Below are 18,571 nucleotides of genomic sequence, written 5' to 3' on the forward strand. Positions count from 1 at the left end.
CCCACCCCGTCTCCGTGCCCCCACCCGTTTCCGTGTGCCGCCACCCGTCTCTGCTCCCTCACCCTCATGACGACATCCACCGGTCCGGGCGGGCCACTCTCCGGCCCGTGCGGGAGCGGTCCGCCTGGGCGCGCAGGAGTTCCACCGCCTCGCCCGCGTCCCGCAGCCGCGCCGTCACCGTCTGGTTCGCGCCCGTGTCCACATGGACGTCGGCCACGCCCCGCCATCGCTCCCAGGGCCCCTGTGTGAGCCGCACGCTCTGCACCTTCGCGTGCGGCACGAGGGCGAGCCGCCGCCGGACGAGCCCGTGCCGGGCGGCGAACACGGCATCGGTGGTCGCGAGCCCGTAGCCGCGCCACCAGAGGGGCACGCACCACCCCGAGCGTCGGGGCGGCCGGGTGAACGCCTCCGCGCCCGGCACCGTCACACCCGGCAGCGCCCGCTCCACCACGCCCCGCGCGACCTCGCGCGGGGCGACGGGCACGAGCACGGAGTTCGACGAGCCGGCGACGGCCAGTTCCACCCGCACCCAGCCGAGCCGCCGCCACAGCAGCGGCTCCACGATGCGTACGGTCTGCACCCGCCCCGGCGGCACCGTCTCGTGGTCGCGGTCGAGGAGTCCGTGGTCGATGCGCAGGCCGTCCGGCGACTCGCCCACCGTCCAGTCGTACTCCTTGATGAAGCGGCCCACGCTGTTCGTGCCCGCGCCGCCGAGGAGGGGGACGGCCGCCGCGACCACGGTCCACAGGCTGTGCGTGGCCAGCCACAGCAGGGACGGCACGACGAGCGCGGCGAGCAGCATCGCGAAGGGCGCGCCGGTGAGCAGGATCGCGACCGCGAGCATGCGGGGCGGCACGTGCAGGAGCTGCTCGGCCGGTGCCTCGCCGACGTCGTGCACGCTCTCGGGGGCGAACCCGGCGGCGCGGGCGAGGAGTTCGGCGCGCAGTGCGCGGGCCTCACGCTCGCCGAGAAAGGCGAGTTCGTCCCGCTTGTCCGCGCCGATGACGTCCAGTCTGAGTTTGGCGACGCCTATGAAGCGGGCCAGCAGCGGCTGGGTGACGTCCACGGCCTGGATCCGGTCGAGCCGGATGTGGGCGGTGCGGCGGAACAACAGGCCGGTGCGGATGCGCAGTTCGGTGTCGGTGACGGAGAAGTGGGTGAACCACCAGGACAGGAATCCGTAGAGGGCGGCGGCCGGGATCAGTACGGCGAGGCCCAGGAGGACCGTGGTCGCGGTCAGCTGGACGAGCCTGCGCTGCGCCTCGTTCAGGTCGTGGGCCGCCCAGCCGAGGACGACCGCGACGGGCGCCCAGGCCCGGCGCAGCGGCGTGACGGGGTGCAGCCGCCGTTCCCGCGCCGCCGCGTCGCCGGGCGCGTCCGCGGCGCCGGGTGCGTCCGCAGGGGCGTCCGGGGCGGTCACAGTCCCGCCGATCGGGCCTCGCCGAGTTCGGTGAGCCGGTCGCGGAGGCGTTCGGCCTCGGGCGGCGTCAGGCCGGGGATGGTCGCGTCGGTCGCCGCGGCGGCGGTGTGCAGCTGGAGGCTCGCGAGCCCGAACCGCCTCTCCAGGGGGCCGGACGTGACCTCGACGAGCTGCATGCGCCCGTACGGCACGATCGTTTCCTCACGCCACAGGACGCCCCGGCTGATCAGCAGGTCGTCGGCGCGCTCGGCGTAGCGCCACGAGCGCCAGTTACGGCCGAGCATCGCCCAGCCCCACAGCAGCGCGGCGAGCGGCAGCAGCGCGAACGCCGCCCACGCGCCCCCGGCGAACGCACCGAGCAGCGCCCCCGCCAGGATCGTCAGCGGTACGAGCCACAGCGCGAGCAGCAGCCTGCGCACCCTCAGCAGCCCCCTGGGAAGCCCGGTCCACACCGGCTCGCCCGCGGTTCCCGCACCCGGATCCGCCGTCCCCTCGGTCCCCGTCTCCATGCACCCACCCTATGTACGAGACACTGTTCCCATGACGCCCACGACGGAGACCACGGTCGGCATCGGCGGCGCCGCCGAGACCACCGACATGGTGCTCAACATCGGCCCGCAGCACCCGTCGACGCACGGGGTGCTGCGCTTGCGCCTCGTCCTCGACGGCGAGCGCATCCAGCAGGCCGAGCCGGTCATCGGCTATATGCACCGCGGTGCCGAGAAGCTCTTCGAGGCCCGCGACTACCGGCAGATCGTAATGCTGGCCAACCGCCACGACTGGCTCTCCGCCTTCTCGAACGAGCTCGGCGTCGTCCTCGCCGTCGAGCGGATGCTCGGCATGGAGGTACCGGAGCGCGCGGTGTGGCTGCGGACGCTGCTCGCGGAGCTGAACCGGGTCCTCAACCACCTGATGTTCCTGGGTTCGTACCCGCTTGAACTGGGCGGAATCACCCCGGTGTTCTACGCGTTCCGGGAGCGCGAGGAACTGCAGAACGTCATGGAGGAGATCTCCGGCGGCCGCATGCACTACATGTTCAACCGCGTCGGCGGTCTCAAGGAGGACCTGCCGGCCGGCTGGACCACCCGCGCACGCGCGGCGGTCGCCTCGGTGCGCTCGCGCATGGACGTGTACGACAACCTGGTCCTCGGGAACGAGATCTTCCGCGGCCGCACGCGCGACGTCGGCGTGCTCTCTCCGGAGGCGGTGCACTCCTACGGAGTGAGCGGTCCGATCGCCCGCGCCTCCGGAGTCGACTTCGACCTGCGCCGCGACGAGCCGTACCTCGCCTACGGGGACCTCCAGGACACACTGAAGGTCGTCACCCGCGGCGAGGGTGACTGCCTGGCCCGTTTCGAGGTCCTCCTGGAGCAGACGCACAACGCCCTCGAACTCGCCGACGCCTGCCTGGACCGGCTCGCCGAGCTGCCGCCGGGCCCCGTCAACCAGCGCCTCCCGAAGGTCCTCAAGGCTCCCGAGGGCCACACGTACGCGTGGACCGAGAACCCGCTCGGGATCAACGGCTACTACCTGGTCAGCAAGGGCGAGAAGACGCCGTACCGGCTCAAGCTGCGGTCGGCCTCGTACAACAACATCCAGGCGCTCACCGAGCTGCTGCCCGGCACGCTCGTCGCGGACATGGTGGCGATCCTCGGGTCACTGTTCTTCGTCGTCGGCGACATCGACAAGTAGCGCGGCACTCAGACCGACGCCGACCGGCTGGACCAGCCACCCGAAGTCGCCGAGCCCGCCCGTCGCGGTCAGCTCGGCGGCCTCGCCCGCTCCGGACAGGGCCCGCACATAGGCCGCGGGATCACTGGACGCGAGCGCCAGCGGGGGGCGGCCGCCGGTCACGCCGAGGGCGTGCAGGGCCGCGCGCTGGGTGAGCAGCAGCGCCCCGGGGAGCGCGCACGCGTCGAGCGCCACATGGGCCGTGATGTCGCACGAGCCGTCCGGCACGGGCGCCGTCTCGCGGCCCCCACGGAAGCCCGTGAGCGTCCCGAAGGGCGGCCGGGCCTCCCGGGAGTGCGCGTAGTCGACGGCGACGGCCACGCCCCGCTCCAGCGTCCCCACGGCCGCCGCCCAGGCGGTGTCCCTGGGGAGCCCGATCTCCGCGCGGAGCCCCGGTTCACCGCCGAGCGGCCACCACCGGGACAGCCAGTCCGCCTCCGGCCCGTCCGTCACCGGTTCCCCGAGCGTCTGGGTCCCGTCGTCCTGGACGAGGACCTGCCGGGGCACTCCGTAGGCGTCGGTCTCGACGGCGTCCAGGGGGACGTTGTCCAGCCACTCGTTCGCGAAGAGGAGTCCGGTGACCCCCTTCGGGGGGTGTGCGCGCCACTCGATGCGGTGGTCGAGGCCGGCGGGACGCTCCGCCCGCTCCACCGCGTACGCGCGCGTGCGGGCCGCCACCTCGGCGGGCAGCGCGGCCAGGACGCCCGTCACCAGCTCGCCCCGGCCCGCCCCCATGTCCACGAAGGCGAGCTCCGGCGGGCCCCCGAGCGCGTCGTCCACCCGACACAGAAGGCGCGCCACGGCCTCGGCGAACAGCGGCGATGCGTGCACCGACGTGCGGAAATGCCCCGCCGGGCCCTCGGGTCTGCGGTAGAAGCCGGCCGGCCCGTACAGCGCCTCTTCCGTCGCCTCGCGCCACCCGCGTCCCGTACCCCGCCGCTCGTACCTCACGCGAGAAGGCTAAGCGGAGAGGGCGGGTCGGCCTCCACCTTGGGGAGTACGAGAGCGGTACGCGGATCGGACCTCCGGTTGACCCCTGCACACTGCGCGCCTCCCTACGCTGGGTTACGTGCAGCGCATTTATGACTTCCTCCGTAGACACCCGACAGGGGTCGACGCCTTCTGGGCCGTCGTCCTGCTCGGGGTCTCCGGCATGAGTCTGTTCGCGGGGCAGCAGGACATGCACCGCGAGGCGCGCATCCTCGGCGTCCCCGTCGTCCTGGCGCTGTGCCTGGCCGTCGCCCTGCGCAGGCGCGTGCCCGAGCGGATGCTGATCCTCGTCGCCGTCGTCGGCGTCTTCCAGCTCGTCACGGACGTACGTGTGCAGCCGGCCGACTTCGCGATGCTGGTGATCATCTACACCGTGGCGGCGGACAGCCCGCGCTGGGCCTCCAGATTCGCGCTGATCGGCGGCCTGTGCGCGGCGCCCCTCTCCCAGCTGCGCTGGCCGGCGCACGAGATGAGCAGCGCGGGGAACGTCCTCATCACCGTCTTCCAGATGGTGCCGTTCGCCCTCGCCTGGGTGCTCGGAGACTCCGTCCGCACGCGCCGCGCCTATCTGGCCCAGCTGGAGGAGCGCGCGGACCGCCTGGAGAAGGAGCGCGAGGCCCAGTCGAAGGTCGCCGTCGCCGCCGAACGCGCCCGCATCGCACGCGAGCTGCACGACGTCGTCGCCCACAACGTGTCGGTGATGGTGGTGCAGGCGGACGGCGCCGCGTACGTCATGGACACCGCTCCCGAGCAGGCGAAGAAGGCCCTGGAGACGATCTCGGGGACCGGCCGGCAGGCGCTCGCCGAGATGCGGCGCCTCCTCGGCGTGCTGCGCACCGGCGAGCACCAGGAGAGCGGCGAGTACGTGCCGCAGCCCGACGTCGAACAGCTCGACGAGCTGATCGAGCAGGTGCGCACCGCGGGCCTGCCCGTCGACTTCAAGGTCGAGGGCACCCCGCGCCCGCTGCCCAGCGGCGTCGAGCTGACCGCGTACCGCATCGTGCAGGAGGCGCTCACCAACACCCGCAAGCACGGCGGGGCGAACGCCGGCGCGAGCGTGCGGCTCGTCTACTTCGACGACGGTCTCGGCCTGCTCGTCGAGGACGACGGCAAGGGCGCTCCGCACGAGATGTACGAGGACGGGGGCGCCGACGGCCGCGGTCACGGACTCATCGGGATGCGGGAGCGCGTCGGTATGGTCGGCGGGACGCTCGACGCGGGACCGCGCCCCGGCGGCGGCTTCCGGATCAGCGCCCTGCTGCCGCTCAAGCCCGCCCACTGACACTGACCTCCCTGCACACCCGCAGCACACCCGCACGACTTCCGCCCATGTACCGAAAGGGATCCCCTTCATGCCGATCCGCGTGATGCTCGTCGACGACCAGGTGCTGCTGCGCACCGGTTTCCGGATGGTGCTCGCCGCCCAGCCGGACATGGAGGTCGTCGCCGAGGCGGGCGACGGGGTCGAGGCTCTGGAGGTGCTGCGCGGCGCGGATGTCGACGTGGTCCTGATGGACGTCCGCATGCCGAAGCTGGACGGTGTGGAGACGACCCGGCGGATCTGCTCGGACCCGAACCCGCCGAAGGTGCTCATCCTGACGACGTTCGACCTCGACGAGTACGCCTTCTCGGGGCTGAAGGCCGGGGCGTCCGGGTTCATGCTCAAGGACGTGCCGCCCGCCGAACTGCTCGCCGCGATCCGGGCCGTGCACAGCGGTGACGCGGTCGTCGCGCCGTCCACGACACGGCGGCTGCTCGACCGCTTCGCGCCGATGCTGCCCAGCTCCGGGAAGGAGCCGCAGCTGGCCGAACTCGCCCGGCTGACCGACCGCGAGCGCGAGGTCATGATCCTCGTCGCGCACGGCCTGTCGAACGGCGAGATCGCCGCCCGGCTCGTCCTGTCGGAGGCGACCGTGAAGACGCACGTGGGACGCATCCTCACCAAGCTGAACCTGCGCGACCGCGTCCAGGTCGTCGTACTCGCCTACGAGACGGGCCTTGTGCGGGCGGGCGGCGGAGGAGCGGCCTGACCCGATGCTGCTGTGGATCAACGGCCCTTTCGGGGCGGCGATCCATCGAACACGGCCGGCCTACGAGATCCGGCGGCGGCTGCCGGGCAGCGTCGTCTGCGACCCCGAGCACATCGGCTTCGGCCTGCACCGCCTGGCCTGCACCGCACGCTGCCGCCCGCGCTGTGCGGCGACTTCCAGGGCGCGCTAGCGCAGGACGCCCTCGATGAAGTCGCTGCCCAGGCGGGCGACCGCCGTCAGGTCCAGCTGGTGCTGGACGTAGCGGCCGCGGCGCCGGGTGGTGATCAGGCCCGCCTTCTTGAGCACCGTCAGGTGCCGGGATATCTCCGGTGCCGTCATCCCGTGCGCGTCGGACAGCTCACTCGTCGTGTACGCGCCGCGGGCGAGGTGGCGGCACAGGCGCATCCGTACGGGGTGCGCGAGGGCCGTCATGCGGCGCGTGAGCTGCTCGACGGTCGCCGGTGTGGTGAGGCCGGGTGAGCCGACCGGATACGTGATCGCCGGCTGCCAGCCGAAGCGGTGCAGCACCATGAGGTGCGGCCAGCCGAGGCTGGTCGGCACGAGGACGAGGCCGCCGTCCTCCGTGGTCGTGCGGCCCACGGTGATCTTGTCGACGGTGATCAGCTGCGCCGTCTCGTCGAGCGTGACGACCGACGACACCGCCGCCAGCGCCTCGGCCAGGCCCTTGCGTCTCAGGAGCTCGGTCTTGTGGCGCGCGTCGGCCGCCAGCTGGTGGTGCACACGCGCCCAGATGTCCGCGAAGAACGCCTCCTCGCAGTCCTCCACGAGGCGGCGGAACCAGGCGCGCACGGCGGGCGGGTCGTCGAGGAGCCGGTGCGTGAACTCGACCTGGGGCAACCCGCGTGTGGCCGCGAGGTCCAGGGCGCGGCGGCGCATGTCCGGGTCGTCCAGCGGGTTGGCCTCGCGCAGCGCGTAGCTGTTCTGGCAGGTGAACTCCAGGGCGGCGTCCACGAACTGGCGGTCCGTCAGCTTGTCGAGGAGGTCGAGCTCTTCGGCGAGGGTGGCGCCGGGCAGCGCGGACCGGCCCGGGATCCCGGCGAACGGCGCGAACACGTCCGAGAACGTCGCCCGCCACAGGAAGTCCGCCTCGCACAGCCGGTCCGCGAGGCACGGGTCGAGGCGCGCGGACACCGCGGTCGTCCAGCCCTGGAGCCCCGGGTGGTGCGCGGGCTCGGACAGGGCGTGCAGCGCCATGCCCAGCTCGGCCAGGGGCGAGGGCACGACGCTGATCCGCTCCGGGGCAAGCCCGCTGATGTCGATGCTCACGCTCATGACCCCATGGTGCACGGGGGGTCTGACAACGGCTCTCCCGATTGACGGCTCCCGTCAATCGACGTGACCGGGCGGGGGCGCCGGGCGGAGCCTCGTAGGGCCGGACCTCACGTAAGCGCACAAAGTGCGGCATTCAGGGGCACGGCATGACAATGAGGAAGACGAGCGAGGGGTTGGGGTACGTCATGAGCATCACCCAGCAGTACGCACTGGATGTCTATCGCGCTTCGCTGCACGGCGAGCCCGCCCCGCCCGCGCCCGGCCGCCACGACTGGCGCACCGTCCGCGAGCTGCGCGACTACCGCCGCTTCGAAGCGGTCATCGCCGGCCGTCCGGCGCGCGGCGGGATCCGGGCGGCCCTGGCCCGCCTGACCCACACACGGCACCGGGCGGCGGGCTGCTGAAACCTCTCGTCCGGATCAAGCCGGATCAAGCCGGATCAAGCCGGATCAAGCCGGATCGTTCGGATCAGGCCGTCCCGGGGATCCGCGCCACGAAGTCCGCGACGGCCGCGCGGACGTCGTCGGCGGTCCAGTCGAGGCCGCGCGCGGAGACCGTGACCTCGGTGACCGAGAGCCCCGGAGGACCCTGCTCCCACCAGCTCCGGAACAGCGACGTCTTCGTCTCCTCGGCCTGCGTCACGGCCGCCTCGTTCAGTTGCTCGGAGGAGTACGGCAGCCAGACCTGGAACTCGTGCGTGTGCGGCACCTCGGGGTGCACCCGCACCCACGGCACCCCCGCCTCGGCGAACGCTTCCCGCAGCGCCTCGGCGACCACGCGCGCGTGGGCCACGTACTCCGGCACGCGCGGCAGTTCGCGTTCCAGGCCGACCAGGGCCGAGATCACGGCGGGGAACTGCTGGAAGAGCTGGCCGCCGTACCGGTGCCGCCAGGTCTTCGCCTCCTCGACGAACGACCGGGGCCCCGCGAGTGCGGCGCCGCTGAGGCCGCCGAGGGTCTTGTAGAACGACACGTACACGCTGTCGGCGAGGGCGGCGATCTCGTCCAGAGGGCGCCCGAAGTGGGTCGTGGTCTCCCACAGGCGCGCGCCGTCGAAGTGCACGACGGCGTCCCGCTCCCTGGCCGCCTCGGTGACGGAGACCAGCTCGTCCCAGGTGGGCAGCACGTATCCGGCGTCCCGCAGGGGCAGTTCGAGCATCAGCGCGCCGAAGGGCTCGGCGAAGTCGCGTACCTCGTCGGCGTTCGGCAGCCGGGGCTCGGTCGTCGGGTGGACGGTGCGCAGGCCGCTCACCGCTGTGAAGGCGCCCCGCTCGTGGCGCTCCGGGTGCGCCATGGGGTGCAGGGCGACGGTCGCGTTCCCGGTGCGGCCCGCCCAGCAGCGCAGGGCCACCTGCTGCGCCATCGTGCCGGTGGGGAAGTAGGCCGCGGCCTCCGTGCCGAGGAGCCGTGCGACGCGCTCCTCCAGGTCGGCGACGATGCCGTCGCCGTACAGATCGCCGTCCCGGCCGGGTTCGGCGACGGTCCAGGCCGCGTCCGTGAGAGCCGCGAGCCGCTCGCCGATCGTGGTGTCCACACCGTGCATGCCCAGGATCCGCTCGGCGCCCCGCAGGGCCGCGAGGCGGCGGGCCCGGGCCTTCTTCGCGTCGTCCTGCGCGGGGGTCTCCCGCTCTTCGCTGTCCGTCATCCGACGAGCATGTCGTACGGGCGTGCGGTTGCCCACAGGGTTTTGCCGGGTGCCTTCAGCGGCCTCCAGCCACCGCTCGGGGCCCGTGCGGCAGATCGCGTTAACATGACGAGAAATCGTCCGGTACCCCGAGCGGACTGGAACGGAAGGCCGTCGTCCTGTGAACGCACCTCCTCGACCCGAACCCACCGACCCCAGGGACCGCCCCGCCCGGCTCACCGTCGGAGTGGTCGGCGCGGGCCGTGTCGGGCCCGCCCTCGCCGCCTCCCTGGCACTCGCGGGCCACCGCCCCGTCGCCGTCTCCGGAGTCTCCGACGCCTCTGTACGCCGGGCCGCGCTCATGCTGCCCGACGTCCCCGTCGTGACGCCCGCCGAGGTCCTCGCGCGCGCTGAGCTCGTGCTCCTCACGGTGCCCGACGACGCGCTGCCCGGCCTCGTGGAGGGCCTCGTCGAGACCGGGTCCGTACGCCCCGGGCAGCTCATCGTGCACACGTCGGGGCGCTACGGCACCAAGGTGCTCGACCCCGCGCTGCGGGCCGGCGCCCTGCCGCTCGCCCTGCACCCCGCGATGACGTTCACCGGCACCCCCGTCGACGTACAGCGGCTGGCCGGCTGTTCCTTCGGCGTGACCGCGCCCGAGGCGCTGCGGCTCGCCGCACAGGCACTCGTCATCGAGATGGGCGGCGAGCCCGAGTGGATCCGTGAGGAGTCGCGCCCGCTGTACCACGCGGCGCTCGCCCTCGGCGCGAACCACCTGGTCACGCTGGTCGCCGAGTCCATGGAGCTGCTGCGGGACGCGGGCGTCGAGGCCCCCGACCGCATGCTCGGCCCGCTGCTCGGCGCGGCCCTGGACAACGCCCTCAGGTCCGGCGACGCGGCGCTCACCGGGCCCGTCGCGCGCGGGGACGCGGGCACGGTCGCCGCCCACGTCGCCGAACTGCGCAAGCACGCGCCCCAGACCGTCGCCGGGTATCTGGCGATGGCACGCGCCACCGCCGACCGCGCCCTCGCGCACGGCCTGCTCAAGCCCGAACTCGCCGAGGACCTGCTGGGGGTCCTGGCCGACGGCGCCGAGGGAGACCCGCGATGACCACAGTCCTGCACACCGCCGACGACCTCCGCGCACGCCCGCGCAGCGGCCGCCGGGCCGTCGTCATGACGATGGGCGCCCTGCACGACGGCCACGCCGAACTGATCCGCACGGCCCGCTCGATCGCCGGCGCCGACGGCGAGGTGGTGACGACCGTCTTCGTGAACCCGCTCCAGTTCGGCGCGGGCGAGGACCTCGACCGCTACCCCCGCACCCTCGACTCCGACGTCAAGATCGCCGAACAGGCCGGCGCCGACGTCGTGTTCGCGCCCTCCGTCGACGAGGTCTACCCCGGCGGCGAGCCCCAGGTCCGTGTCACCGCCGGTCCCATGGGCGAGCGTCTCGAAGGCGCCTCGCGTCCCGGCCACTTCGACGGCATGCTCACCGTCGTCGCCAAGCTGCTCCACCTGACGGCGGCCGACGTCGCGCTGTTCGGGCAGAAGGACGCCCAGCAGCTCGCCCTGATCCGCCGCATGGCGCGCGACCTGAACTTCCCCGTGGAGATCGTCGGCGTACCCACCGTCCGCGAGAGCGACGGCCTGGCCCTCTCCAGCCGCAACCGCTACCTCTCGCCCGAGGAGCGGCGCACCGCGCTCGCGCTGTCCCAGGCGCTCTTCGCGGGCCGCGACCGGCACGCCGCCCAGGAGGCCCTGCGCGCGCGTGCCCACGAATCGCCCTCCACGCGCGCGCGTGCCGACGCCCTGGGCGCGCTCGGAGAGGCTCGCGCCGCCGCCGACGCCCACGCCCTCGCCAAGGCGTCGCCGGTCGGCCCCGAAGCCGTGCGCGCCGCCGCCCGCCAGGTGATCGACGAGGCCGCCCGCGCCACGCCGCCGCTCAGGCTCGACTACCTCGCCCTCGTCGACCCGGCCGACTTCACCGAGGTGGAGCACGGCCACATCGGAGAGGCGGTGCTCGCCGTCGCCGCCAGGGTCGGCACGACACGGCTGATCGACAACATCCCCCTGACCTTCGGAGCTCCCGTATGAGTGCCACAGGGACCACAGCCACCGGTACAGCGACCGGCATACGCCTGCACGCGCCCGCGCCCGGCTGGTCCGTCACCGCCGACGTCGTGATCGTCGGCTCCGGTGTCGCCGGGCTCACCGCGGCCCTGCGCTGCCAGGCGGCCGGACTGCGGACCGTCGTCGTCACCAAGGCCCGCCTCGACGACGGCTCCACGCGCTGGGCACAGGGTGGCGTCGCCGCGGCACTCGGCGAGGGCGACACCCCCGAGCAGCACCTCGACGACACCCTCGTCGCGGGCGTGGGCCTGTGCGACGAGGACGCGGTCCGCACCCTCGTCACCGAGGGCCCCGACGCCATACGCCGCCTCATCGAGACCGGCGCCCACTTCGACGAGTCGGCGGACGGCGACCTCGCGCTCACCCGCGAGGGCGGCCACCACCGCCGCCGTATCGCGCACGCGGGTGGCGACGCCACCGGCGCCGAGATCTCCCGCGCCCTCGTAGAGGCGGTACGCGCGCGTGGCATCAGGACCGTCGAGAACGCCCTGGTCCTCGACCTCCTCACGGACGCGGACGGCCGCACGGCGGGCGTCTCCCTGCACGTCATGGGGGAGGGCCAGCACGACGGCGTCGGCGCGGCGCTCGCCCCCGCCGTGGTCCTCGCGACCGGCGGCATGGGTCAGATCTTCTCGGCGACCACGAACCCGCACGTCTCCACCGGCGACGGCGTCGCGCTCGCCCTGCGCGCGGGCGCCGAGGTCTCCGACCTGGAGTTCGTGCAGTTCCACCCGACGGTGCTCTTCCTGGGCGCGGACGCGGAGGGCCAGCAGCCGCTCGTCTCCGAGGCCGTACGCGGAGAGGGCGCCCACCTCGTGGACGCCGACGGGGTGCGCTTCATGGCCGGCCAGCACGAACTGGCCGAGCTCGCGCCCCGCGACATCGTCGCCAAGGGCATCACGCGCCGCATGCTGGAGCAGGGCGCCGAGCACATGTACCTGGACGCCCGGCACTTCGGCGCCGAGATGTGGGAGAACCGGTTCCCCACGATCCTCGCCGCCTGCCGCGCCCACGGCATCGACCCGGTCACCGAGCCCATCCCGGTCGCCCCGGCCGCCCACTACGCCTCCGGAGGCGTCCGCACGGACCTCCAGGGCCGCACGACGGTCCCCGGGCTGTACGCGTGCGGAGAGGTCGCCTGCACCGGGGTCCACGGCGCGAACCGCCTCGCCTCCAACTCCCTCCTGGAGGGCCTGGTCTACGCCGAGCGCATCGCGGACGACATCGTCGCGACCCACCGGGAAAACGGCCTCCCCGCGCGCGTGCCGGCCCCCGTGCCGCACCCGGAGACCCCGACCCACCCCCTGATGCCGCCCGAGGCCCGGTTCGTCATCCAGCGCGTCATGACGCAGGGCGCCGGCGTGCTCCGCAGCGCGGACTCGCTCGCCGAGGCCGCCGCGGGGCTCGGGCGCATCCACGCCGACGCGGCGCGCGCCCTCGCGGAGAACGGCAAGACGTCGGAGCCCGGCGTCGACACGTGGGAGGCCACCAACCTCCTGTGCGTCGCCCGCGTCCTCGTAGCCGCCGCCCGCCGCCGCGAGGAGACCCGCGGCTGCCACTGGCGCGAGGATCACGCCGACCGTGACGACGCGAACTGGCGCCGCCACATCGTCGTGACGCTGAATCCCGACCGGACGCTGGCCGCGCACACCACGCCCACCGCAGAATTCCCCCCGACCCGCCCCGAGCGCCGTACCCACCAGCAGGAGCAGTGAGAGACGTGAGCACCCCCGACCTCCCCCTCGCCGAGAGCGGCGCCTGCGGCGACGGCTGCGGCTGCAGCGGCGGATCCGACGCCGACATGGCCGACATGATGGAGTGCGGCCTCGACCCCGCCCTCGCCCAGCTCCTGGCCGACGCGGGGCTCGACCCCGTGGAGGTCGAGGACATCGCGCACATGGCCATCGCCGAGGACCTCGCCGGCGGCGTGGACGTCACCACGGTCGCCACCATCCCCGAGGACGCCGTCGCCACCGCCGACTTCACCGCCCGCGAGGACGGCGTCGTGGCCGGCCTGCGCGTCGCCGAGGCCGTCCTCTCCGTGGTCTGCACGGACGAGTTCGAGGTCGAGCGGCACGCGGAGGACGGTGACCGGATCGCCGCGGGCCAGAAGCTCCTCAGTGTCACCACGCGTACGCGTGACCTGCTGACCGCCGAGCGCAGCGCCCTCAACATCATGTGCCGCTTGTCCGGCATCGCGACCGCCACGCGCGCGTGGGCGGACACGCTGGAGGGGACCACGGCCAAGGTCCGTGACACCCGCAAGACGACGCCCGGCCTGCGCTCCCTGGAGAAGTTCGCGGTCCGCATGGGCGGCGGCGTCAACCACCGCATGTCCCTCTCGGACGCGGCCCTGGTCAAGGACAACCACGTGGTCGCCGCCGGCGGCGTCGCCCAGGCCTTCAAGGCCGTACGGGAGTCGTTCCCCGGCCTCGCCGTCGAGGTCGAGGTGGACACCCTCGACCAGCTGCGCGAGGTCGTCGAGGCGGGCGCCGACCTGATCCTCCTGGACAACTTCACCCCGGCGCAGACGGCGGAGGCCGTCGGGATCGTCGCCGGCCGCGCCCTCCTGGAGTCCTCGGGCCGCCTGACCCTCGACAACGCGCGCGCGTACGCGGAGACGGGCGTCGACTTCCTCGCCGTGGGCGCCCTGACCCACTCGTCGCCGATCCTGGACATCGGCCTCGACCTGCGCGCGGCGGAGTAGCGCCATGCTGCTCACCATCGACGTAGGCAACACGCACACGGTCCTCGGCCTGTTCGACGGGGAGGAGATCGTCGAGCACTGGCGCATCTCCACCGACGCCCGCCGCACCGCCGACGAGCTCGCCGTGCTCCTCCAGGGCCTGATGGGCATGCACCCGCTGCTCGGCGAGGAGCTCGGCGACGGCATCGACGGCATCGCGATCTGCTCGACCGTCCCCTCGGTCCTGCACGAGCTGCGCGAGGTGACGCGCCGCTACTACGGAGACGTCCCGGCCGTTCTCGTCGAACCCGGCATCAAGACCGGCGTCCCGATCCTCATGGACAACCCCAAGGAGGTCGGCGCCGACCGCATCATCAACGCGGTCGCGGCGGTCGAGCTCTACGGAGGGCCCGCCATCGTCGTCGACTTCGGCACGGCGACCACCTTCGACGCGGTCTCCGCGCGCGGGGAGTACGCCGGCGGCGTCATCGCCCCCGGCATCGAGATCTCCGTCGAGGCCCTGGGCGTCAAGGGCGCCCAGCTCCGCAAGATCGAGATCGCCCGCCCGCGCAGCGTCATCGGCAAGAACACCGTCGAGGCCATGCAGTCCGGCATCCTCTACGGCTTCGCGGGCCAGGTCGACGGCGTCGTGAGCCGCATGGCGCGCGAACTCGCCGAGGACCCGGAGGACGTCACCGTCATCGCCACCGGAGGCCTCGCGCCGATGGTGCTCGGCGAGGCCGCGGTGATCGACGAGCACGAGCCCTGGCTGACCCTGATCGGCCTGCGCCTGGTCTACGAACGGAACGTGTCCCGCTCCTGACGCCCTTTCGGCAGCACGCCAACTGCCCCTTCGCGCACGCCCTTTCGGTAACGTGTGCGTGAAGGGTGCAACGGTTCGCACTCTGCGGTCGTCTCCGCGGAGACGGGGCGTGAGCAGTCGGGAGGACGGGCGTGGGACGAAATGTGGCGTAGGCGCGGACGGTCGGCGGCCGTGACGGCCGTGATGGCTGCGACGGTGATGGCCCTGGCGGGTCCGGCGAGCGCCACGGCCCGCGCGGCGGACGTCCCCACGGCGCCCCACCGGTCGTACGTCTATGTCGCCACCCCGGAAGCGGGCACGGCCACCGCCCCCGGCGCGGGCCACGACTTCGCCGGCGACGGCGCGCGAAGGCTCCCGCTGCCGGAGAACGCCACGTTCGTGATCGACGCGGCGGATCCGGTCGCCGCGACGCCCGGCGGCCCCGGCGCTTCGGACACGTCCGGGTCCGTGACGGTGACGTCGGCGACGGGTGCCGGATTCCTGCCCTGGCTGGCCACGGCGGCCGCGGGCGCGCTCGGCGTCGGCGCGATCGTGTTCGCCGTGTGGCGACGCCGGGCGGAGTGACCTGGGGCGTGTCCGGCGGATCAGGGTCGGGGTCGCGACAGGCGAGCCACGCCGCGAATTGGCGGTTAAGCCGATTTTGTCCGACTTGATGCGTATCGTCGGGCCATGCCCACGCCATACGGAAACCGCGGCGGCATGGCGTTCGGCGCTGAAGAGCTGCGTGTGCTCCGACGCGCCCTCGCCCTTGCCCTTCACCCCAGTCCCGTCTCCGCCCAGGACGTCCAGGACTGCCTCAGGCTCGCCGAATCGGTCGACCAGGCAGTCGACGAAGGCGCCCGCCTCCGCGCCTTCCTGCTGGCCGACCTGGCCCGCTACCGGGCCGCCCTGCCCGGCACCACCACCGGCTACCTGAGCCTGCTCGACGAGGCCCTCGCGGCGGGCTACGGGCCCGGCGCCGACGACCTCGCCGCCCTGCGCGCCCTGCGCGGCAACCCGTCCGCCGCCACCCTCCTCGAACGCTGCCGCACGCTCGCCGAGCGCGACGTGCGGGCCCGCCTGGAGGGCCGCACGCAGGTGCGCGCGCAGACGCGCGTGCAGCCCCGCGTACCGGCTTCCCGCACCCGACTGCTCGCCCTGCCCGGAGGCCTCGCCGCCGACGGCAAGCCGGCATCCGCCCCCAAGCCCCCGGCCGGCCCCCCGGCCCCGCCGCGTCCCATGCCCACCCCGGCCGAGGTCTTCCCGCCCAAGCGCCGCCCGGCGCCGCCGCCCGCGGCCCCGCCGAAGGAACTCGCCGTCGGATAGCTACTCTGGGGGCATGGACTACGTCTCCGCCCTCACGCCCCCCGTAGTGATGGCCGCCTTCTTCATCGGTCTCATCGTGACGATCGTGAAGTCCCAGGGCGGCGACAAGAAGGCCAAGGAGGACGCGGCCGTCGACGCCGCGCTCGCCCGCGCCGAGGCGGCCCGCCAGGCCACCGCGCTGCCCAGCGACATCTGAGAAGGGCGCCCCACCGGGCGCCCTTTTTGTCATTGTCAGGCACTGTTCGCCACGTCCGGTGCCCTATTGCCGACTTCTGCCACTAGTGTGCTACTTGTGCCGCGCCCATTGGGAGAACTCGAAGACGCAGTGATGACACGGGTGTGGAAGTGGAACCGCCCCGTGACGGTTCGCGAAGTCCTGGAAGACCTCCAGCAGGACCGGTCCATCGCGTACACCACGGTCATGACCGTTTTGGACAATCTCCACCAGAAGGGCTGGGTGCGCCGCGAAGCGGAAGGCCGGGCCTATCGATATGAGGCCGTCTCCACTCGCGCCGCGTACTCAGCCGCGCTGATGAACGACGCCTGGTCCCAGAGCGACAACCCCGCCGCGGCTCTCGTCGCCTTCTTCGGCATGATGTCGCCGGAACAACGCGAAGCCCTGAACGACGCCGTGCGCATGGTGCAGGGACCGCAGGGCCTGTCCACCGGGACCCGCGAGTCCGAAGGGCCCGAAGAGCCGGAAGACCCTGGAGAGCCGGAAGGCCCCGGGGGACCCGAAGGACCCGGGGGACCGGCCGAGGGCTCCGGGCGATAGCGTCCGCTCATGCCAGCACAGCTCCCCGATGTCACCGCAAAAGCAGTCACCGTACGCAGGGCGAGGACGGCCGATGTGCCGGCCGTGCGCCGACTCCTCGACGCGTACAGCCGTGAGGGGATCCTGCTCGACAAAGCCACGGTGACGCTTTACGAGGACATCCAGGAGTTCTGGGTCGCGGAACGGGACGACAACGCGGAGGTCGTCGGCTGCGGCGCCCTGCACGTCATGTGGGAAGACCTCGCGGAAGTCCGCACCCTCGCGGTGAATCCGGTGGTCAGGGGCGCGGGTGTCGGGCACCAACTGCTGCAGAAGTTGCTGCAGACCGCGCGCTGGATCGGTGTTCGCCGGGTTTTCTGTCTCACCTTCGAAGTGGAGTTCTTCCAGAAGCACGGCTTCGTGGAGATCGGAGAGGCACCCGTCGATACGATCGACACCGATGTCTACAGCGAGCTCTTGCGTTCCTATGACGAGGGTGTCGCGGAGTTCCTCGGTCTCGAACGAGTGAAACCGAACACCTTGGGCAACAGTCGGATGCTTCTGCATCTGTGATCTTCAAGCGGTATTCCTGAGCAGCACCCTGCCCAGGTGCCCTATGTCCGAAACGCGCATCTTTCCGGGCTTCCCGGTCCCTTGGTCTCTCCTGGATCTCTCCCAGGGGTTTGTGTTTTTCCAGCAAAAGCGGTTTGCTTTCCGACGTACTGCAGTACTGCATATAACAAGGGGCGGCGATTCGACGACTGAGGTCGTGGAGTCCGGCCCTACAGATATCGATGAAAGGAAATCCGGTGGCACAGAAGGTTCAGGTCCTTCTTGTCGACGACCTCGACGGTGGCGAGGCGGACGAGACCGTGACGTTCGCGTTGGACGGCAAGACTTACGAGATCGACCTCACCACTGCCAACGCGGACAAGCTCCGTGGACTTCTTGAGCCGTATCTCAAGGGTGGTCGTCGCACCGGAGGCCGTGCGGCCGGCGGGCGTGGCAAGGCGCGCGCGGCCGCGGCCGGCGGCAGCCAGGACACGGCGCAGATCCGTGCCTGGGCGAAGGAGAACGGTTACGAGGTCAACGACCGCGGCCGCGTTCCCGCGTCCATCCGCGAGGCCTACGAGAAGGCCAACGGCTGAGCGCTGGTACGTCGCAGCCGGATCCGGTGACACTGGGTCGCGGCCGCGTCCACCAGCCGTACGAGACCGGGGGCGCCCCCACCGCCCCCTACGGCCGACAGGGCCGTCAGGGCCGGAAGCGTCGGCTCCACGTCGCATCCGGGCTCGGGGGGCCGCACCCAGACAGCGGCCTCCTGCGGGTCCGGACAGCCCGGGGGCGCGGGCGCGTCGATCCGCCCGCCCGCACCGACCACGGTGAGATCGAGGGGCAGTGCCCCCCACTCCAGCCAGTCGAGCAGCCCAGGCAACTCCTCGGCGCTGCCCGCGGCCACCAGGAGTCGCATCGTCTCCCCCTGTAGCGCCACCGGGCAACGGGGGTCGAGACGCCGCAGCACGGAATGTCCCGCCTCCGCGGGCAGCTCCAGCACGTCGAAGCGCAGGCCTGTCAGCAGCTGCGGGCCCAGCGGGCCGGGCGCGCAGGCCCAGCCCAGCGCGTTCTCGTACCACTCCTGCCACGCGTGCCATTCCCGCGATGCGCGCACGGGGCGTCCCGCGTCGAGCGGCCGACGGGGCACGGGCACGGTGGGAACGATGGAGACCATGTCCGGAGCAACCGCCGGGAACCCTTCCGGGTTACGCAGCGTTGTGCCGTGTGT

21 protein-coding genes and 1 pseudogene are annotated in these 18,571 nt (G+C 72.6%); 16 read left to right on the plus strand and 6 right to left on the minus strand.

The genetic code is table 11. From position 1 onward, the window contains the following. Positions 1-64: 64 nt before the first annotated feature. Together EOT10_RS35875 and EOT10_RS35880 are read right to left on the minus strand one after the other, a co-directional pair. Complete coding sequence (locus EOT10_RS35875) at positions 65-1,420, minus strand: PH domain-containing protein (protein WP_127832574.1); 1,356 nt, start codon at positions 1,418-1,420, stop codon at positions 65-67. Beyond that, a complete protein-coding gene (locus tag EOT10_RS35880) occupies positions 1,417-1,929 on the minus strand; it encodes a PH domain-containing protein (protein WP_127832575.1) in 513 nt (170 codons plus the stop codon). The genes EOT10_RS35875 and EOT10_RS35880 overlap by 4 nt, the downstream gene beginning before the upstream one ends. 31 nt (positions 1,930-1,960) lie before the next feature. On the opposite strand from EOT10_RS35880, the gene EOT10_RS35885 reads away from it, so the two are divergent. Beyond that, positions 1,961-3,112, plus strand: coding sequence for an NADH-quinone oxidoreductase subunit D (locus EOT10_RS35885; protein ID WP_127832576.1), 1,152 nt, complete (start codon positions 1,961-1,963; stop codon positions 3,110-3,112). Here EOT10_RS35885 and EOT10_RS35890 read toward each other — a convergent pair. After that, entirely contained in the window at positions 3,077-4,102 is a 1,026-nt protein-coding gene (locus EOT10_RS35890; RefSeq protein WP_127832577.1) for an SAM-dependent methyltransferase, read from the minus strand. The genes EOT10_RS35885 and EOT10_RS35890 overlap by 36 nt on opposite strands. 118 nt (positions 4,103-4,220) lie before the next feature. Here EOT10_RS35890 and EOT10_RS35895 point away from each other — a divergent pair, with 118 nt between their 5' ends. The 3 genes and pseudogenes from EOT10_RS35895 to EOT10_RS41515 all read left to right on the plus strand — a co-directional run. Next, entirely contained in the window at positions 4,221-5,423 is a 1,203-nt protein-coding gene (locus EOT10_RS35895; RefSeq protein WP_127832578.1) for a sensor histidine kinase, read from the plus strand. Between the two features lie 70 nt (positions 5,424-5,493). Beyond that, positions 5,494-6,171, plus strand: coding sequence for a response regulator (locus EOT10_RS35900; protein ID WP_127832579.1), 678 nt, complete (start codon positions 5,494-5,496; stop codon positions 6,169-6,171). A 4-nt stretch (positions 6,172-6,175) separates the two neighbouring features. After that, positions 6,176-6,304 (plus strand): annotated as a pseudogene (locus tag EOT10_RS41515) (ATP-binding protein); the annotation flags it as partial. 53 nt (positions 6,305-6,357) lie between these two features. Here the strand turns inward: EOT10_RS41515 and EOT10_RS35905 are convergent. Further along, complete coding sequence (locus tag EOT10_RS35905; RefSeq protein WP_127832580.1) at positions 6,358-7,464, minus strand: DUF5937 family protein; 1,107 nt, start codon at positions 7,462-7,464, stop codon at positions 6,358-6,360. Between the two features lie 146 nt (positions 7,465-7,610). Here EOT10_RS35905 and EOT10_RS35910 point away from each other — a divergent pair, with 146 nt between their 5' ends. Next, positions 7,611-7,868, plus strand: coding sequence for a hypothetical protein (locus EOT10_RS35910; protein WP_431313360.1), 258 nt, complete (start codon positions 7,611-7,613; stop codon positions 7,866-7,868). A 64-nt stretch (positions 7,869-7,932) separates the two neighbouring features. On the opposite strand, the gene EOT10_RS35915 is transcribed toward EOT10_RS35910, so the two are convergent. Next, positions 7,933-9,108, minus strand: a complete 1,176-nt coding sequence (locus EOT10_RS35915) for a threonine aldolase family protein (protein ID WP_127832581.1) — start codon at positions 9,106-9,108, stop codon at positions 7,933-7,935. A 160-nt stretch (positions 9,109-9,268) separates the two neighbouring features. Here EOT10_RS35915 and EOT10_RS35920 point away from each other — a divergent pair, with 160 nt between their 5' ends. From EOT10_RS35920 to EOT10_RS35970, 11 genes are all read left to right on the plus strand, one after another. Further along, on the plus strand, positions 9,269-10,198 hold the full coding sequence (locus EOT10_RS35920) for a Rossmann-like and DUF2520 domain-containing protein (protein ID WP_127832582.1): 930 nt from the start codon (positions 9,269-9,271) through the stop codon (positions 10,196-10,198). Then, a complete protein-coding gene (gene panC, locus EOT10_RS35925) occupies positions 10,195-11,184 on the plus strand; it encodes a pantoate--beta-alanine ligase (protein ID WP_127832583.1) in 990 nt (329 codons plus the stop codon). The genes EOT10_RS35920 and panC overlap by 4 nt, the downstream gene beginning before the upstream one ends. Beyond that, a complete protein-coding gene (locus tag EOT10_RS35930; RefSeq protein WP_127832584.1) occupies positions 11,181-12,935 on the plus strand; it encodes an L-aspartate oxidase in 1,755 nt (584 codons plus the stop codon). The genes panC and EOT10_RS35930 overlap by 4 nt, the downstream gene beginning before the upstream one ends. Positions 12,936-12,940: 5 nt before the next feature. Continuing rightward, entirely contained in the window at positions 12,941-13,927 is a 987-nt protein-coding gene (gene nadC / locus EOT10_RS35935) for a carboxylating nicotinate-nucleotide diphosphorylase (protein WP_127832585.1), read from the plus strand. A gap of 4 nt (positions 13,928-13,931) precedes the next feature. Continuing rightward, positions 13,932-14,729 carry a type III pantothenate kinase gene (locus EOT10_RS35940; RefSeq protein ID WP_127832586.1) on the plus strand — a complete coding sequence of 266 codons (798 nt, stop codon included), beginning with the start codon at positions 13,932-13,934 and terminating at the stop codon, positions 14,727-14,729. Positions 14,730-14,900: 171 nt separating this feature from the next. Further along, on the plus strand, positions 14,901-15,293 hold the full coding sequence (locus EOT10_RS35945) for a hypothetical protein (protein WP_127832587.1): 393 nt from the start codon (positions 14,901-14,903) through the stop codon (positions 15,291-15,293). Between the two features lie 105 nt (positions 15,294-15,398). Further along, positions 15,399-16,034, plus strand: a complete 636-nt coding sequence (locus tag EOT10_RS35950) for a hypothetical protein (RefSeq protein WP_223281401.1) — start codon at positions 15,399-15,401, stop codon at positions 16,032-16,034. Between the two features lie 13 nt (positions 16,035-16,047). Then, on the plus strand, positions 16,048-16,230 hold the full coding sequence (locus EOT10_RS35955; protein ID WP_127832588.1) for a hypothetical protein: 183 nt from the start codon (positions 16,048-16,050) through the stop codon (positions 16,228-16,230). 132 nt (positions 16,231-16,362) lie between these two features. Then, the gene (locus EOT10_RS35960; RefSeq protein WP_431313361.1) at positions 16,363-16,809 is read left to right on the plus strand and encodes a BlaI/MecI/CopY family transcriptional regulator; all 447 of its coding nucleotides are present in this window, start codon (positions 16,363-16,365) and stop codon (positions 16,807-16,809) included. A 9-nt stretch (positions 16,810-16,818) separates the two neighbouring features. After that, positions 16,819-17,361: an amino-acid N-acetyltransferase gene (locus EOT10_RS35965; protein WP_127832590.1), complete on the plus strand. Its 543-nt coding sequence runs from the start codon at positions 16,819-16,821 to the stop codon at positions 17,359-17,361. A gap of 236 nt (positions 17,362-17,597) precedes the next feature. After that, the gene (locus tag EOT10_RS35970; RefSeq protein WP_127832591.1) at positions 17,598-17,936 is read left to right on the plus strand and encodes a histone-like nucleoid-structuring protein Lsr2; all 339 of its coding nucleotides are present in this window, start codon (positions 17,598-17,600) and stop codon (positions 17,934-17,936) included. Here the strand turns inward: EOT10_RS35970 and EOT10_RS35975 are convergent. Continuing rightward, positions 17,915-18,517 carry an SCO3374 family protein gene (locus tag EOT10_RS35975; RefSeq protein WP_127832592.1) on the minus strand — a complete coding sequence of 201 codons (603 nt, stop codon included), beginning with the start codon at positions 18,515-18,517 and terminating at the stop codon, positions 17,915-17,917. The genes EOT10_RS35970 and EOT10_RS35975 overlap by 22 nt on opposite strands. Positions 18,518-18,571: the final 54 nt, after the last annotated feature.

This window comes from Streptomyces antnestii, assembly GCF_004005495.1.
GTDB classification, from domain to species: domain Bacteria; phylum Actinomycetota; class Actinomycetes; order Streptomycetales; family Streptomycetaceae; genus Streptomyces; species Streptomyces antnestii.

Coding starts and splice junctions, on each gene's coding strand:
- EOT10_RS35880 (WP_127832575.1), bottom strand. CDS start 1,929: ATGGAGACGGGGACCGAGGGGACGGCGGATCCGGGTGCGGGAACCGCG.
- EOT10_RS35885 (WP_127832576.1), top strand. CDS start 1,961: ATGACGCCCACGACGGAGACCACGGTCGGCATCGGCGGCGCCGCCGAG.
- EOT10_RS35900 (WP_127832579.1), top strand. CDS start 5,494: ATGCCGATCCGCGTGATGCTCGTCGACGACCAGGTGCTGCTGCGCACC.
- EOT10_RS35905 (WP_127832580.1), bottom strand. CDS start 7,464: ATGAGCGTGAGCATCGACATCAGCGGGCTTGCCCCGGAGCGGATCAGC.
- EOT10_RS35910 (WP_431313360.1), top strand. CDS start 7,611: ATGACAATGAGGAAGACGAGCGAGGGGTTGGGGTACGTCATGAGCATC.
- EOT10_RS35915 (WP_127832581.1), bottom strand. CDS start 9,108: ATGACGGACAGCGAAGAGCGGGAGACCCCCGCGCAGGACGACGCGAAG.
- panC (WP_127832583.1), top strand. CDS start 10,195: ATGACCACAGTCCTGCACACCGCCGACGACCTCCGCGCACGCCCGCGC.
- EOT10_RS35930 (WP_127832584.1), top strand. CDS start 11,181: ATGAGTGCCACAGGGACCACAGCCACCGGTACAGCGACCGGCATACGC.
- EOT10_RS35940 (WP_127832586.1), top strand. CDS start 13,932: ATGCTGCTCACCATCGACGTAGGCAACACGCACACGGTCCTCGGCCTG.
- EOT10_RS35950 (WP_223281401.1), top strand. CDS start 15,399: ATGCCCACGCCATACGGAAACCGCGGCGGCATGGCGTTCGGCGCTGAA.
- EOT10_RS35955 (WP_127832588.1), top strand. CDS start 16,048: ATGGACTACGTCTCCGCCCTCACGCCCCCCGTAGTGATGGCCGCCTTC.
- EOT10_RS35960 (WP_431313361.1), top strand. CDS start 16,363: ATGACACGGGTGTGGAAGTGGAACCGCCCCGTGACGGTTCGCGAAGTC.
- EOT10_RS35965 (WP_127832590.1), top strand. CDS start 16,819: ATGCCAGCACAGCTCCCCGATGTCACCGCAAAAGCAGTCACCGTACGC.
- EOT10_RS35975 (WP_127832592.1), bottom strand. CDS start 18,517: ATGGTCTCCATCGTTCCCACCGTGCCCGTGCCCCGTCGGCCGCTCGAC.